Genomic DNA, 14,559 nt, shown 5'->3' with positions numbered 1-14,559 from the left:
GTGTGCGATGAGTCATCCGGTCCTGCCGCCAAGCCCTATGCCATTGTCCGACGCTGAATTCGAGGAACTGCTCAGGAGGGTCGAACGTGCTCTGGTGCGAGTCAGGTCGGACGCCGATCGATTCTTCCATCAGGTCGAACGATCGCTGGTGATCATCGTTGGGCCGCCGCGTGACGCGGTGATGTCCGGGATGCATCGGCTTGCGGACCTCCTCGAACGATTGCTGGACGAGGTGAGCAAGATCTTGACCAACCCGGGAGTTCCGTGGCGGGTGTCCAACGCGGCTGAGTCGTGGAGTACCGAGGTTGGCGCCAGGGTAAGCGCGCTCGTTGCGAGGGTGATGTCGGATTCACTGAAAGCCGACAACAGATGGGAAGGGCCGGCCGCCGAAGCGTACAAGGACGCCTTGGACCGGCAGAAGGAGGCGCTTGCGGCCATCAAACCAATCACCGACGGTATCGATGCTGCACTGTCCGGAGCGTCAGGGGCGATCTGGGCGCTATGGGGCGCAGTTGTCGCGGCGCTCCTGTCCTTAATTGTCGCAATAGGAACAGGGATCATCGCTGCGATGAGTGTGGTCGGGACACCTGCCGCCGTAGCCGCTGTGATAAGCGGTGCTATCGCGGCAATCGGCCTTGTCACCGCTGCGGTCACGGCGTTTGTGACCTTCGTGGGTTCCACCCAGACTGCCGTGAGCCAGTTGCGCCAGCAGCTGACGGCCAACCAGGGCTTCGACGGTGACCACCGCTCGCGTCACTGGCCCGTCAGCGATACACCAGCCTTTGCCGATGGCCACATCTCCGGCCAGAAGTGGAAGATCAAGTGACTGGCCGGCGCGGGGCCGCGCCTCCGGGCTACATGCCACCCGCCGGTGCGACGCTCGCCAAACTGCGTACCGCGTTGGCGGTCTACGCCGCCGTTCTCGCGATGATGATTGCGGGATTCCTGCTCGGGCTTGCGCTCTGTGTGCTGATGCTGGTGTTTGCCCGCGGGTACCGCGTGGGCGCGTACGCGGGTGTCTGTTCCAGCAGCGGCTTGGTTCTTGCCTCTGCGGCACTGGTCGTTGCGGGTATCCTTGGCCGCCGGGCCATCGACACCTCGACCCTTTCGGTGTGCTCCGATCGGATCCGCGCGGCCAGGCAGGGCGTAATTGTCGCCTGGCTCGTGGTCGCTCTTACCGCCGCGGCAGTGGTCGCTGTCGCTGTGACGGTGCGGGGCTCTGGCGGCGAGCGTGCGTTCGCCCTTCTTTTGATCACTGTCCTTGCCCTGCCGGCGGGATTCGCGTACGCGACGGGCAGCACGCTACGCGCGGCCGTCCGGGTCGTTTCCAGCTAGTTATGTGCTGAAAGTCACGTCGTGTTCATATTCGCGCCGTATCTGGATGGTGCACTGGGGTCTCCCGGGGAGCAGAGAGGTGTGGGTGTGACGCGCTGGCAGGTTGCCTGTATCGACATGGCGGGGACCACGGTCCACGACGAAGGCCTGGTCGATCAGGCCTTCACGGTGGCCGTGGCAGGCCAGGGGGTGGTTCCGGGGGCGGCGGAGTACGAGCGGATGCGCGCCGTGGTCCGCAAGACGCAGGGGCAGAGCAAGATCGACGTGTTCCGGCTGCTGTTCGGTGGGGACGAGCGACGGGCCGACGCCGCCAACGAGACGTTCGAGGAGGCGTACGGGCTCCTCGTCGACGAGGGCGCCGTCACGCCGATCCCGGGTGCGGCCGAGGCGATCGAGGCGCTGCGCGCCGCCGGCGTGAAGGTGGCGCTGATGACCGGCTTCGCCCGGGCCACCCAGGAGGCGATCGTCGACGCCGTGGGCTGGCGGGGCCTGGTCGACCTGACGCTGTCGCCGGCCGAGGCCGGGCGCGGTCGTCCGTACCCGGATCTGGTGCTGGTGGCGGCGCTGCGCCTGGGCGTCGAGGACATGCGCCGGGTGGCGGTCGTCGGCGACACCCCGCTCGACGTGATCGCCGGGTGCCGTGCCGGGGCCGGGCTCGTCGCGGGCGTACTCACCGGCGGGTGCGACCGGTCCACCCTGCTGGCGGCCGGCGCCACCCACGTCATCGGCTCGGTCGGCGAGCTGCCCGAGCTGCTCGAGGTGGAGCAGCGGCAGCCGTCATTGCACCTCGCCTGAATCGTCTGTGGACTTGCGCCGGCGCAGCTCCTCCTCGCGTCGGCGCAGGTCGGCCTCCCAGCGCCGGAGCATCTCCTCGTCGTCGCGGCGCTCGCGGGTGAGGTTGCGCAGGAACTCGGGGTCGTCGTCGGGTGCGACCTGGCGGGGCCGTGACCGCTCGGAGAAGCCGTCACCGGGCCGCCAGGGCTGCGGTCGGGCCGCGGTCTCCCGCTGCGGCCTGCCGGCGACGAACCAGACGATGGGGCCGATCGGCGAGAACAGCAGGATGATGAAGACCCAGGCCACCTTCGGCAGCGCGCGGATCTCGTACTCCTCGGAGGACAGACAATCGATCAAGGCGATGACCAGCAACGCCAGGTCGACGAGCGCGAACAACAGGTACAAGCGGCCCATGGCGCTTATCATTACGCAACCTTCACGCCCTGCGCAGTCCCCATAGGAGCATGCCGAGCAGGGCGTAGCCGAGCACGGCCGCGGCGAGCGCCGCCGGTGAGCGGCCGGCGTCGACCCGCCGGGGCGCTGCCAGGGCGTTGATCCGTCGCTGGGTCACCGCGACGACCACGAGCCAGAGCGCGGCCACGCCGGCGGTGCCGAGCGCCCCGCGGGCGGTCAGCCGGTACCCGACGGCCAGCCGTACGGCCAGAATGGACACCACCGTCGCCGCGAGAGCAGTCCGCCGCCAGGACAGCCGGGTCCGCTCCGACTGCAGTCCCGGCTCGGGCCGCGCGTCCCGCTCCGGCCGCGGCCCCGCCCCGCCGCTCACCGGCCGACCGCGCCGGCCAGCACCATCGCCAGCAGGGCACCCGCGCCGAACGTGACGAGCAGGGCCAGTACCGCCGGGAAGCGCGACGGCGGCAGTTCGGCGCCCCGGCGGATGGCCCGTTCGCAGCGGGCCCAGTGGTCGAGCGCGCGGACGGCGACCAGGCCGCCGAGCGCGAGCAGCACCAGCGCGAGAACGTCGCGGGCGAGCCCGCCGGACAGGAACTGGGCCACCGCGAGGCCGCCGCCGATCAGCGCGAGCCCGGTGCGCAGCCAGGCCAGGAAGGTCCGCTCGTTCGCGAGCGAGAAGCGGTAGTCGGGTCGCTCGCCCAACCGGTGGTTCTCGCTCGGGTCGAGCCAGGTACGTACGGAGCTGAGCACACCGAATTATGTTCCCCACAGCGGTCGCAGCCGCCGGCGCACGCACTCCTCGCGTAGCAGCCCACAGGTACACCGGGGGTTGTCTCGGTGCGGACGGTGGGTGACGGGCTCCGCGGATTTCGCCGCGCCATCCAGGTCACTCTCCGACGAAGTCGACATATCAGACCTCAGCTCTCTCGCGCCTTCAATTCCGAGCACGGTGAGCCGAGTCACGCCGGTTCAATCGGGGTAAAAACTTACTCGTAGGTAACATCTGAGGTGTCCAGGCGGGCCCAGGTCGCGCTGACCGGTCCCGTAACGTGTGGCGGGACCAACGCGCCGTGTTCACCAGAACACTGTCAAGCAGGAGGACGTCGGAGAACGATGAAGATCGTCGTACTCGTCAAGCAGGTGCCGGACTCCGGCGCGGAGCGCAACCTGCGCAGTGACGACAACACCGTCGACCGTGGGTCGGCCAACAATGTGATCAACGAGATGGACGAGTACGCCATCGAAGAGGCGCTGTCGATCCAGGAGAAGCACGGCGGCGAGGTCGTGGTGCTGACCATGGGCCCCTCGGGTGCCACCGAGTCGATCCGCAAGGCGCTCTCGATGGGGCCGGACTCGGCCGTACACGTCGCTGACGACGCCCTGCACGGTTCGTGCGCCGTCGCCACCTCGAAGGTGCTCGCCGCGGCGATCGGTCAGCTCGACGCCGACCTGATCATCTGCGGCGCCGAGTCGACCGACGGTCGGGTGCAGGTCATGCCGCACATGATCGCCGAGCGGCTCGGGATCGCGGCGCTCACGGGCGCCCGCAAGCTCACCGTCGACGGCTCGACGCTCACGATCGAGCGGCAGACCGAGGAGGGCTACGAGGTCGTCACGGCCTCCACCCCGGCCGTGGTCAGCGTGTGGGACACCATCAACGAGCCGCGGTACCCGTCGTTCAAGGGCATCATGGCGGCCAAGAAGAAGCCGCTGGAGACCAAGTCGCTCGCCGACCTGGGCGTGGACGCCTCCGAGGTGGGCTTCGACGGTGCCACCAGCACGGTGGTCGAGCACAGCAAGCGGCCGCCGCGCCAGGCCGGCAACAAGGTCGCCGACTCCGGTGACGGTGGCGTGCAGCTGGTCCAGTACCTGTCCAGCGAGAAGTTCGTCTGAGAGGGGCCGGAGAGATGGCAGAAGTACTCGTTGTCGTCGAGGCCTCCCAGGCCGGCGTCAAGAAGGTCACCCTCGAGCTGCTGACGATCGCCCGCGAGCTGGGCGAGCCGTCCGCGGTCGTCCTCGGCGGGCCGGGTGCGGCCGCCGCGATGTCAGACAAGCTCGGTGAGTACGGCGCGCAGAAGATCTACGCCGCCGAGAGCGAGGAGATCGACGGTCACCTGGTGGCGCCGAAGGCGACCGTCCTGGCCAACCTGGTCACGTCGGTCTCGCCGGCCGCCGTCCTGCTCGCCTCCAGCCAGGAGGGCAAGGAGATCGCCGCTCGCCTGGCGGTCAAGCTGGACAACGGCATCCTCACCGACGCCGTCGGGCTCGACGCCGACGGCACCGCCACCCAGGTCGTCTTCGCAGGCCAGACGATCGTGAAGTCGAAGGTCACCAAGGGCATCCCGCTGGTGACGATCCGACCGAACTCGGTGACCCCGACCCCGGCGGCGGCGTCGCCGGCCGTGGAGAACCTGACGGTCGAGCTGACCGACAAGGACAAGCTGGCCCAGGTCGTCAACCGGGTCGCCGAGCAGAAGGGCTCCCGCCCGGAGCTCACCGAGGCCTCGATCGTCGTCTCCGGCGGCCGCGGCGTCGGCAGCGGCGACAACTTCAAGCTGGTCGAGGAGCTGGCGGACCTGATGGGCGCCGCCGTCGGCGCGTCCCGCGCGGCCGTCGACTCCGGCTTCTACCCGCACCAGTTCCAGGTCGGCCAGACCGGTAAGACCGTGTCGCCGCAGCTCTACGTGGCGCTCGGCATCTCCGGTGCGATCCAGCACCGCGCCGGTATGCAGACCTCGAAGACGATCGTCGCCGTCAACAAGGACGAAGAGGCTCCGATCTTCGAGCTGACCGACTTCGGCGTCGTCGGCGACCTGTTCAAGGTCGTACCGCAGGCGGTCGAGGAGATCCGCAAGCGCAAGGGCTGAGCACGGTTCTACGGATCGGGGTGGGCGCCGAGAGGTGCCCACCCCGATCCGTCTTTTCGACGCGGCTTTTTGGACCGGGCGCCGGGTAGAGGACCGGTACCGGCCCGATAGGCTGGACGCGATGACCTATCTGGATCATGCCGCTACCACGCCGATGCTGCCCGAGGCGTTGGACGCTTACGTCGCAACCGCGCGTGAGCTGGGCAATGCTTCGTCGTTGCACGCCCCCGGCCGCTACGCGCGCCGCCGGGTGGAGGAGTCGCGTGAGCGGATCGCGGCGGCGTTGGGTGCGCGGCCGTCCGAGGTGATTTTCACCAGCGGCGGTACCGAGAGCGACAACCTCGCCGTCAAGGGCATCTTCTGGGCCCGCCGGGCCGTAGACCCAGCCCGTACCAGGATCATCGCCTCCGCGGTGGAGCACCACGCCGTGCTGGACTCGGTGGAGTGGCTGGTCCGCCACGAGGGCGCCACGGTCACCTGGCTGCCGGTCGACGGGGTCGGCCGGGTCGAGGTGGACGCGCTGCGGGTGGCGCTCGACGAGTACGGCGACGAGGTGGCCCTGGCCACGGTGATGTGGGCCAACAACGAGGTGGGCACGGTACAGCCGGTAGCCGAACTGGCCGGGCTCTGCGCCGGCCGCGGCGTGCCGCTGCACACCGACGCGGTGCAGGCCGTCAGCCAGGTGCCGGTCGACTTCGCCGGCAGCGGCGCCGCCGCGCTGACCGTGACCGGCCACAAGCTCGGCGGCCCCGTCGGGGTCGGCGCGCTCGTCCTCGGCCGCGACGTCGAGTGCACGCCGCTGCTGCACGGCGGCGGTCAGGAGCGCGACGTCCGCTCCGGCACCCTCGACGTCCCCGGCATCGTGGCGTTCGCCACCGCCGTGGAGATCGCGGTCAAGGGGCGCGCCGAGTACGCCGCGCGGGTCGGCTCGATCCGCGACGCCCTGGTCGCCGGCGTACGCGAGGCCGTACCGGGCGCGGTCCTCAACGGCGACCCGATCGACCGGCTGCCCGGCAACGCGCACTTCTCCTTCCCCGGCTGCGAGGGGGACGCCCTCCTGCTGCTGCTCGACGCGCAGGGCATCGCCTGCTCGACGGGGTCCGCGTGCTCGGCCGGGGTCGCCCAGCCCTCCCACGTCCTGCTGGCGATGGGCGCCGACGACGACCGCGCGCGCTCCTCCCTGCGGTTCACCCTCGGCCACACGTCGACCCCGGGCGAGGTCGACGCACTGGTCGCCGCGCTGCCCGCCGCGGTGGAGCGGGCCCGGCGGGCCGGAGCCGTCCGAGCCGCCCGCGCCTGACCGGCTAATCTCGGTAGCTGTGAAGGTTCTCGCGGCGATGTCGGGCGGTGTCGACTCGGCGGTGGCGGCCGCCCGGGCGGCGGCGGCGGGGTACGACGTGACAGGCGTCCATCTCGCGCTCTCCCGCAACCCCCAGACGTACCGGTCCGGCGCGCGCGGCTGCTGCACCCTCGAGGACGCCCGCGACGCCCGCCGGGCCGCCGACGTCATCGGCATCCCCTTCTACGTCTGGGACATGGCCGAGCGGTTCCACGAGGACGTGGTCGACGACTTCGTCGCCGAGTACGCGGCCGGGCGTACCCCGAACCCGTGTCTGCGCTGCAACGAGAAGATCAAATTCGCCGCGGTCCTCGACCGGGCCCTGGCCCTCGGCTTCGACGCCGTGGTGACCGGCCACCACGCCCGGCTGGGCGCGGACGGCCTGCTGCGCCGATCGGTGGACCTCGGCAAGGACCAGTCGTACGTGCTCGCCGTGTTGACCCGCGAGCAGCTCGATCACTCGATCTTCCCGCTCGGCGACTCCACCAAGGCCGACGTCCGGGCCGAGGCGGCCCGGCGGGACCTGGCCGTGGCCGACAAGCCCGACAGCCACGACATCTGCTTCATCGCCGACGGCGACACCCGGGGCTTCCTGCACGGGAAACTGGGCGCCACGCCGGGCGACATCGTCGACGCGACCACCGGCGAGGTCGTCGGTACGCACGAGGGCGCGTACGCGTACACAGTGGGCCAGCGGCGCGGGTTGGACCTGCGGCGCCCGGCCGCCGACGGCCGGCCCCGGTACGTGCTCTCGATCACGCCGGTGACCAACACAGTGACCGTCGGGCCGGCCGAGGCGCTCGAGGTGGACCGGGTGTACGGCGAGCGTCCGGTGTGGACCGGCGGTTCGGTCCCGGCGGCTGACGTGGAGTGCGAGGTGCAGTTGCGGGCGCACGGCGCGCCGGTACCGGCGACCGTGCGGGTCGAGGACGGCCGGCTCGTCGCCTCCCTGCACCGGCCGGCTCGCGGGATCGCCGCGGGCCAGGCCGTTGTCGCGTACCGCCCCGACCCGGCCGGGGACGTCGTGCTCGGCTCGGCCACGATCGCCACGACCGAGCGGGCCGGCGCTGCGGGCTCGCCGGCCTCCGGCGGTACCCATTGATTTCTTCTCCACATCCACGGCGGTGCGGCTACGACGCGGGACCGTGGCCGCGAGAGCGGGCGTGCCCCCGGAACGGCGACCGGGCCCGACGGTAACCTCACCGAGGTGAGCACTTCCTGGCCCTGGCCGTCCGGCGCCGCCACCGGCATCGGCTCGCTGCCCGGCACCGACATCGTCGAGGCGGTACGCGTCGTGCTGGGGGAGCTGCCGGACCTGCCGCACCTGCCCGAGCTGCCCGACCGGGGGCCGGGCGCGGACCTCATCGGGCGCGCGGCCGGGCTGCTGGTGGACATGCCGGTCGAGGTGTACGCCAACCGCTGGCGGGTGGCCGCCCGGCCCGGTCACGACCTGCGGGTCGCGCACGACCTGTTGGAGCGTGACCTGGACGCGGTGACCGAGCAGGCCGCCGACTACGCGGGGTCGTTCAAGGTACAGGCGGCCGGCCCGTTCACCCTCGCCGCCGGGATCGAGCTGCCGACCGGCGGCCCCCTGCTGCGCGATCCCGGCGCGGTCCGCGATCTAGCCGGGTCGCTCGCTGAGGGGCTACGCGGCCACCTGGCCGACCTGGCCGCCCGGTTGCCGCGCGCGACGCTCCTGCTGCAGGTCGACGAGCCGTCGCTGCCCGCCGCGCTGGCCGGCCGGGTGCCGACCGAGAGCGGCTTCGGCACCCTGCGCCGGGTGGAGGAGTCCACCGCCCGGTCCGCGCTGGCCAGCATCGTCGACGCGGTCGGGGTACCGGTCATCGTGCACTGCTGTGCTCCGGACGTACCCATTGATCTTGTGCGTGGTGCCGGTGCCGCGGCGGTCGCGCTCGACCTGACCCTGCTGGAGGATCTGGACCCGCTGGGCGAGGCGCTCGACGCCGGGTTGGGGCTGATCGCCGGGGCCGTGGACACCCGCACGCCGGGCGGGCGCCCGCCGTCGTCGACTCAGGCCGCGACCCGGGTCCGCGAGGTCTGGGCGAAGCTCGGTTTCCCCGCCGCGCGGCTTCCCGAGCAGGTCGTGGTCTCCCCGACGTGCGGGCTCGCCGGCACGACCTGGGAGTACGCGCGGGCGGCGATGGCCGCGTGCCGGGATGCCGGGCGGCGCCTGCGCGAGGACTGACGTTTTCTGTCGTACCCGCCGGGCATAGTGACGGGCATGATTGGACGTCTGTACTCGGTGGTCATCGACTGTCCCGAGCCGGAAGCGCTGGCGCGGTTCTACGAGGAACTGCTCGGGCTGTCCCGGAAGAGCACCGACAGCGACTGGGTCACGATCGGCGACGACACCACGAGGATCGCTTTCCAGTCGGCACCCGACCTGCGCGAGCCGCGCTGGCCGGACCCGGAGCGGCCGCAGCAGTTCCACCTCGACGTGGTCGTCGACGACGTGGACGCGGCCGAGGCGAAGGTGCTGGCGCTGGGCGCGAGGCGGCTGCCGGGGGAGGGCGACGACTTCCGGGTGTACGCCGACCCGGCCGGTCACCCGTTCTGCCTGGTCTGGGACGTGTAGCCGGTTGGGTGGCATAGCCGGCGGCTTGCGCGCCGGCTATGCCACCCAACCGGTGTCGTGCATTCGCCGCACCGCGCGCCAGGTCTTGTCGTCGATCGTGCCCGCCTTGCGGGAGAACGCGGCGTCGCGCAGCCGGAACGGGTCCGTCAGGTCCAGGAAACTGTTGTGGGTCGCCTTGCGGTCCCACGCCGTGGTCGGGATCTCCAGGTGATCGGAGCGGGCGCTCCGGTCCTGGCTGGTGATCTTCAGTACGTCGACCTGGCGCCGGTGCGTGCGCAGTACCAGGCAGGGGCGCACCTTGTGGCCGGAGCCGTCCTCGTACGGGACGTCGGCCCACCAGATCTCGCCGGGCTGCGGTCGGGTGCGCCACGACGCGTCCGGGGGCGCGGTGCGCAGCCGCGGCCGGGTCGGTTCCGGCCGCCGTCGCGGTGGTCGGACGGGCCCCCGCCGGCGTCGCGCCACCCACCAGGCCAGCGCGGCGAGCACGATCAGGACCGCCAGCCACACCAATGCCGTACGCACCGTCGACCTCCCCTTTGTCGCCCGCGAGCCTAGGTGAGTCGATAGACCGGCCGGTTACTGCCCGTTTGGTCGGGTCCGTTATGAGCGGCGTGTCGACATTCGTCGGTAGACCCCTCCCGTAGATTTATTAGCGTACGTCGTAAGGGTTGCAGATAACGATGTACGTAAATGAGAGGGAGATCGGCGTGTTCGCAGCGCTGGGCAGGGCCAGCTTCCGGTACCGGCGTTGGTTCCTGGTGTTGACCGCGTTGGTGACGGTGTTCGCGGCCGTGTGGGGAACCGGGGTGTTCGGGGCGCTGGGCGGTGACGGCTTCGACGACACGGGCAGCGAGTCCTACCGGGCGGGCAAGGCGGCCCAGGCCGTTCTCGGCGGTCGCGGCGCCGACGTCGTGCTGCTGGTCGAGCATCCGACCCTGACCGTGGCCGACCCGGCCTTCGGCAAGGCTGTCCAGGAGATCGTGGGCTCCCTGCCGGCGAGCGAGGTCGACATGGTCGCCACCTACTGGACCACGAAGTCACCCGCGATGGTCTCCCGGGACCAGCGCGCCACGTACGCCGCGATCCGCTTCGCCGGCGATCATCCGGGGGACACGTACGAGCGGCTCGCCGACAAGGTACGGGCACCGGCCGGCTTCACGGTCTCCAAGGGCGGCCGGGTGCCGCTCAACCAGGACATCAACGACCAGGTCGGCAAGGACATCGCCCAGGCCGAGATGCTGTCGTTCCCGGTCCTGCTGCTCCTGCTCGTGGTGGTGTTCGGCGGCCTCGTCGCCGCCAGCCTCCCGCTCGCCGTGGGCGGCGTCGCGATCCTGGGCGCCTTCACCGTGCTGCGGGTGATGACCGGGTTCACCGAGGTGTCGGTCTTCGCGATCAACATCGTCACGATGCTCGGGCTCGGCCTGGCCATCGACTACGCCCTGTTCATCGTCAGCCGGTACCGGGAGGAGTTGCGGGCCGGCCGCGACGTCGAGCAGGCGCTCGTCGCCACGATGTCGACCGCCGGCCGTACGGTCGCCGTCTCCGGTGTCACGGTGGCGGTGTCGCTCTCCTCGCTGCTGCTGTTCCCGCAGGTGTTCTTCCGTTCGATGGGGCTCGGCGGCATCGCCGCGGTCGGTGTCGCCATGCTCGCCGCGCTGACCGCCCTTCCCGCGCTGCTCGCGGTGCTGGGGCCGCGGGTCGACGCGCTCCGCCTGCCTGGTCTGCGCCGGCGCTCGGGCGCCACGGACGGGCGCGGCGCGTGGTACCGGATCGCGCACAGCGTCATGCGCCGGCCCGTCCTGTACGTGGCCGTGATCGTCCCGGTACTGCTGCTGGCCGGCTCGCCGTTCCTGCGGGCGCAGTTCGGCGGCGTCGACCACCGGGCGCTGCCCGACGGGGTGCAGAGCCGCGAGGTGTCGGAGCGGCTCGTCGCGGACTTCCCGGGTGGCGGCGAGAAGATCCGGGTCGTCGTGGACGGCGCCACGCCGGCCGTACTCGAGGCGTACGTCGGTTCGTTGAAGACTCTGGACGGAGTGAAGGGCGTCGCCGTCGCCGGGGCGTCGGGCACCCGGGCCGTCGTCGACGTCGCGCACCAGTTCGACCCGTACTCGTCACAGGCCCGGTCGCTGGTCGCCCACATCCGCGACGCGCCGCCGCCCGCCGGTACCGAGGTCACGGTCGGCGGTGCGACCGCGAGCCTCGTGGATCTGCTGCACGGCCTCGCGGTGAAGCTGCCGTGGATGGCGTTGTGGGTGTTCGGCGTGACCGCCGTCCTGCTGTTCCTCGCGTTCGGGTCGCTGCTGCTGCCGCTGAAGGCGATCGTGATGAACCTGCTGTCGCTCACCGCGTCGTTCGGCGCGATCGTCTGGATCTTCCAGGACGGGCACCTGTCCGGGCTGCTCGGCTTCACCTCGACCGGCACCGTGGAGGCCACGCAGCCGATCCTGATCCTGGCGATGGCGTTCGGCCTGTCCATGGACTACGAGGTGTTCCTGCTCAGCCGGATCCGAGAGCAGTGGGACGCGACCGGCGACAACGTCCGCGCCGTCGCCACCGGGCTCCAGCGCACCGGAGGCATCATCACCAGCGCGGCGCTCCTGCTCATCGTGGTCATCGGCGCGTTCGCCACCGGTGGGATCACGATCATCAAGATGATCGGGGTCGGCATGGTGGTGGCCGTGGTCATCGACGCCACGATCGTGCGGGCGCTGCTCGTACCGGCGACGATGCGGCTGATGGGCCGCGCCAACTGGTGGCTGCCCGGCCCGCTGGAGACGGTGTGGCGCCGGTTCGGCATCCGCGAGGGCGAGGCCGCTCCCGACCTGCCCGCCGCGCGCGAGACCGAGCCGGCGCTGCGGGGCTGACGCTGCTTGGGCATAGAGCATGTGACCTGCGCACGCCCGGCAGGTCGAGGCCGTGAATGTCGGACCGGCGGGCTACCGTGCGGACAGCGCGACGGTCAGGGGGATGGCATGAGTGAGCGAAGCGAACGAATCGGGGGCTCAGTGTGTCGCGAATGCATCGCCGAGCGCAGCGAGGTGATCGCATGAGTGAGCGAAGCGAGGACGAGATCAGCGAGGTGGTGGCGACCGCCACCCCGGCGCAGGAGGCGGCTGCCGGCGGGGAGCCACCCGCGGAGGTACGGGAGCAGCACGCCGAACTGGCCCGCGAGCTCAACGAGCACCAGTACCGGTACTACGTGCTCAGCTCCACGACGGTCGACGACGCCACCTACGACCGCATGATGCGCGAGCTGGAGGCGATCGAGGAGCGGTACCCGTCGCTGCGCACCCCTGAGTCGCCCAGCCAGCGGGTCGGCGGTACGTACTCGACGCTGTTCACCCCGGTCACGCACGTGGAGCGGATGCTCAGCCTGGACAACGCGTTCGACGACGACGAGCTGGCGGCGTGGGCGGAGCGGGTCGAGCGCGACGCCGGCGGGCCGGTGAGCTACCTGTGCGAGCCGAAGGTGGACGGGCTGGCCATCGACCTCGTGTACGAGCAGGGCCGGCTGGTCCGGGCGGCGACCCGGGGTGACGGACGGGTCGGTGAGGACGTCACGCTCAACGTCCGCACGATCGACGACGTGCCCGAGCGGCTGTCCGGCGATGACGTGCCCGACCTGCTCGAGGTCCGGGGCGAGATCTACTTCCCGATCCAGTCCTTCGCTGAGCTCAACGCCGCCCTGGTGGCCGCCGGCGACAGGCCGTTCGCCAATCCGCGCAACGCCGCGTCCGGCTCGCTGCGGCAGAAGGACCCGCGGATCACCGCCGGTCGGCCGTTGCGGATGGTGGTGCACGGCACCGGCGCCCGGCGTGGCTTCGACGCCGAGACCCAGTCCGGCTCGTACGAGCAGTTGAAGGCCTGGGGGCTGCCGACGAGCACCCGCTGGCGCGCGGTCGCCGACATGACCGGCGTCCGGGAGTACATCGACTTCTACGCGGACCACCGGCACGAGGTCGAGCACGAGATCGACGGCGTGGTCGTCAAGGTCGACCAGGTGTCGGTGCAGCGCCGGCTCGGTGCGACGAGCAAGGCGCCGCGCTGGGCGATCGCGTACAAGTACCCGCCGGAGGAGGCGATGACCCGGCTGGTCGACATCCGGGTCAACGTGGGTCGGACCGGTCGGGTCACCCCGTACGCGGTGCTGGAGCCGGTCTTCGTCGGCGGCGTCACGGTGACGACCGCGACCCTGCACAACGCACAGGAGGTCGCCCGCAAGGGGGTCCTGATCGGTGACACCGTGATGATCCGGCGCGCCGGCGAGGTGATCCCCGAGGTGCTCGGGCCGGTCGTCGACAAGCGCGACGAGAACGCCGTGCGCGCGTTCGAGATGCCGGATACCTGCCCCGAGTGCGGCTCGCCCCTGGCGCCCGCCAAGGAGGGCGACGTCGACATCCGGTGCCCCAACAGCCGTACCTGCCCCGCGCAGTTGCGCGAGCGGGTGTTCCACCTCGCCGGCCGCGGCGGGTTCGACATCGAGGTGCTCGGCTACAAGGCCGCGGTGGCGCTGCTCGACTCGCAGGTGATCACCGACGAGGGCGACCTGTTCAGCCTCGACGCCGACCGGCTGGCCACCTCGCCGTTCTTCGTCAACAAGGACGGTTCGCTGGGCAGCAACGCGCAGCGCCTGCTGGTCAACCTGGAGGAGGCGAAGAGCCGCCCACTGTGGAGGGTGCTGGTCTCGCTGTCGATCCGCCACGTCGGGCCGACCGCCGCACAGGCGCTGGCCCGCGCGTTCGGCTCGGTGGAGGCGATCGAGGCGGCGACCGTCGAGGAGTTGGCCGCGGTCGAAGGGGTCGGCCCGACCATCGCCGAGTCGGTCAAGGAGTGGTTCACCGTCGACTGGCACCGCGAGGTCGTACAGAAGTGGCGCGACGCGGGCGTACGGATGGCCGAGGAGCACGCCGAGACCGGCCCCCGCCCGTTGGAGGGGATCACCGTCGTGATCACAGGTTCGCTGCCGACGTACTCGCGGGACGAGGCGACGGAGGAGGTCGCGAACCGGGGCGGCAAGGTGACCGGCTCGGTGTCGAAGAAGACCCACTTCGTGGTCGTGGGGGAGGCGCCGGGGTCGAAGTACGACAAGGCGGTCGCCCTCAAGGTGCCGATCCTCGACGAGGACGGGCTGCGGGTGCTGCTGGCCGAGGGGCCGGACGCGGCCCGGGCGGTGGCCGTGGTCGAGGAGAACGGCGGATAACGCACGGGTCATTACGGATGTGAAGCCGGGCGTACGG

15 protein-coding genes are annotated in these 14,559 nt (G+C 71.1%); 11 read left to right on the top strand and 4 right to left on the bottom strand.

Translation table 11 applies throughout. The features are described 5' to 3' along the window. Nucleotides 1-7: 7 nt before the first annotated feature. From Pme01_RS01785 to Pme01_RS01775, 3 genes are all read left to right on the top strand, one after another. Nucleotides 8-826, top strand: a complete 819-nt coding sequence (locus Pme01_RS01785; RefSeq protein ID WP_168112985.1) for a hypothetical protein — start codon at nucleotides 8-10, stop codon at nucleotides 824-826. After that, on the top strand, nucleotides 823-1,335 hold the full coding sequence (locus tag Pme01_RS01780; RefSeq protein WP_203935378.1) for a hypothetical protein: 513 nt from the start codon (nucleotides 823-825) through the stop codon (nucleotides 1,333-1,335). The genes Pme01_RS01785 and Pme01_RS01780 overlap by 4 nt, the downstream gene beginning before the upstream one ends. 81 nt (nucleotides 1,336-1,416) lie before the next feature. Continuing rightward, the gene (locus Pme01_RS01775; RefSeq protein ID WP_275408482.1) at nucleotides 1,417-2,130 is read left to right on the top strand and encodes a phosphonatase-like hydrolase; all 714 of its coding nucleotides are present in this window, start codon (nucleotides 1,417-1,419) and stop codon (nucleotides 2,128-2,130) included. On the opposite strand, the gene Pme01_RS01770 is transcribed toward Pme01_RS01775, so the two are convergent. Genes Pme01_RS01770 through Pme01_RS01760 form a run of 3 tightly spaced genes read right to left on the bottom strand, consistent with a single transcriptional unit; the run spans nucleotide 2,113 to nucleotide 3,270 of the window. After that, nucleotides 2,113-2,523, bottom strand: a complete 411-nt coding sequence (locus tag Pme01_RS01770) for a PLD nuclease N-terminal domain-containing protein (protein WP_168112987.1) — start codon at nucleotides 2,521-2,523, stop codon at nucleotides 2,113-2,115. The genes Pme01_RS01775 and Pme01_RS01770 overlap by 18 nt on opposite strands. A 22-nt stretch (nucleotides 2,524-2,545) precedes the next feature. Continuing rightward, nucleotides 2,546-2,893 (bottom strand): DUF202 domain-containing protein, encoded by a 348-nt coding sequence (locus Pme01_RS01765; protein WP_168112988.1) that lies wholly within the window; start codon nucleotides 2,891-2,893, stop codon nucleotides 2,546-2,548. Continuing rightward, the gene (locus Pme01_RS01760; RefSeq protein ID WP_168112989.1) at nucleotides 2,890-3,270 is read right to left on the bottom strand and encodes a YidH family protein; all 381 of its coding nucleotides are present in this window, start codon (nucleotides 3,268-3,270) and stop codon (nucleotides 2,890-2,892) included. Before Pme01_RS01760 ends, Pme01_RS01765 begins: the two co-directional genes overlap by 4 nt. A 363-nt stretch (nucleotides 3,271-3,633) precedes the next feature. On the opposite strand from Pme01_RS01760, the gene Pme01_RS01755 reads away from it, so the two are divergent. From Pme01_RS01755 to Pme01_RS01730, 6 genes are all read left to right on the top strand, one after another. Then, nucleotides 3,634-4,413, top strand: coding sequence for an electron transfer flavoprotein subunit beta/FixA family protein (locus tag Pme01_RS01755; RefSeq protein WP_168112990.1), 780 nt, complete (start codon nucleotides 3,634-3,636; stop codon nucleotides 4,411-4,413). A gap of 14 nt (nucleotides 4,414-4,427) precedes the next feature. After that, nucleotides 4,428-5,387, top strand: coding sequence for an electron transfer flavoprotein subunit alpha/FixB family protein (locus tag Pme01_RS01750; protein ID WP_168112991.1), 960 nt, complete (start codon nucleotides 4,428-4,430; stop codon nucleotides 5,385-5,387). Nucleotides 5,388-5,508: 121 nt separating this feature from the next. Continuing rightward, nucleotides 5,509-6,687, top strand: a complete 1,179-nt coding sequence (locus Pme01_RS01745; RefSeq protein WP_168112992.1) for a cysteine desulfurase family protein — start codon at nucleotides 5,509-5,511, stop codon at nucleotides 6,685-6,687. 19 nt (nucleotides 6,688-6,706) lie between these two features. Continuing rightward, the gene (gene mnmA, locus Pme01_RS01740) at nucleotides 6,707-7,828 is read left to right on the top strand and encodes a tRNA 2-thiouridine(34) synthase MnmA (RefSeq protein ID WP_203935377.1); all 1,122 of its coding nucleotides are present in this window, start codon (nucleotides 6,707-6,709) and stop codon (nucleotides 7,826-7,828) included. 105 nt (nucleotides 7,829-7,933) lie between these two features. Beyond that, nucleotides 7,934-8,932 (top strand): uroporphyrinogen decarboxylase/cobalamine-independent methonine synthase family protein, encoded by a 999-nt coding sequence (locus Pme01_RS01735; protein ID WP_168112993.1) that lies wholly within the window; start codon nucleotides 7,934-7,936, stop codon nucleotides 8,930-8,932. A gap of 36 nt (nucleotides 8,933-8,968) precedes the next feature. Further along, nucleotides 8,969-9,322, top strand: coding sequence for a VOC family protein (locus Pme01_RS01730; protein WP_203935376.1), 354 nt, complete (start codon nucleotides 8,969-8,971; stop codon nucleotides 9,320-9,322). 36 nt (nucleotides 9,323-9,358) lie between these two features. On the opposite strand, the gene Pme01_RS01725 is transcribed toward Pme01_RS01730, so the two are convergent. Beyond that, complete coding sequence (locus Pme01_RS01725; protein WP_168112995.1) at nucleotides 9,359-9,844, bottom strand: type II toxin-antitoxin system PemK/MazF family toxin; 486 nt, start codon at nucleotides 9,842-9,844, stop codon at nucleotides 9,359-9,361. Nucleotides 9,845-10,029: 185 nt separating this feature from the next. On the opposite strand from Pme01_RS01725, the gene Pme01_RS01720 reads away from it, so the two are divergent. Both Pme01_RS01720 and ligA read left to right on the top strand, forming a co-directional pair. Continuing rightward, the gene (locus Pme01_RS01720) at nucleotides 10,030-12,186 is read left to right on the top strand and encodes an MMPL family transporter (protein WP_168112996.1); all 2,157 of its coding nucleotides are present in this window, start codon (nucleotides 10,030-10,032) and stop codon (nucleotides 12,184-12,186) included. Nucleotides 12,187-12,368: 182 nt separating this feature from the next. Further along, on the top strand, nucleotides 12,369-14,522 hold the full coding sequence (gene ligA / locus Pme01_RS01715) for an NAD-dependent DNA ligase LigA (RefSeq protein ID WP_168112997.1): 2,154 nt from the start codon (nucleotides 12,369-12,371) through the stop codon (nucleotides 14,520-14,522). Nucleotides 14,523-14,559: the final 37 nt, after the last annotated feature.

It is taken from the genome of Planosporangium mesophilum (assembly GCF_016863255.1).
Taxonomy (GTDB): domain Bacteria; phylum Actinomycetota; class Actinomycetes; order Mycobacteriales; family Micromonosporaceae; genus Planosporangium; species Planosporangium mesophilum.
This window is presented reverse-complemented; position numbering and strand designations above follow the sequence as displayed.

Coding starts and splice junctions, on each gene's coding strand:
- Pme01_RS01785 (WP_168112985.1), top strand. CDS start 8: ATGAGTCATCCGGTCCTGCCGCCAAGCCCTATGCCATTGTCCGACGCT.
- Pme01_RS01770 (WP_168112987.1), bottom strand. CDS start 2,523: ATGGGCCGCTTGTACCTGTTGTTCGCGCTCGTCGACCTGGCGTTGCTG.
- Pme01_RS01755 (WP_168112990.1), top strand. CDS start 3,634: ATGAAGATCGTCGTACTCGTCAAGCAGGTGCCGGACTCCGGCGCGGAG.
- Pme01_RS01750 (WP_168112991.1), top strand. CDS start 4,428: ATGGCAGAAGTACTCGTTGTCGTCGAGGCCTCCCAGGCCGGCGTCAAG.
- Pme01_RS01745 (WP_168112992.1), top strand. CDS start 5,509: ATGACCTATCTGGATCATGCCGCTACCACGCCGATGCTGCCCGAGGCG.
- Pme01_RS01730 (WP_203935376.1), top strand. CDS start 8,969: ATGATTGGACGTCTGTACTCGGTGGTCATCGACTGTCCCGAGCCGGAA.
- ligA (WP_168112997.1), top strand. CDS start 12,369: ATGAGTGAGCGAAGCGAGGACGAGATCAGCGAGGTGGTGGCGACCGCC.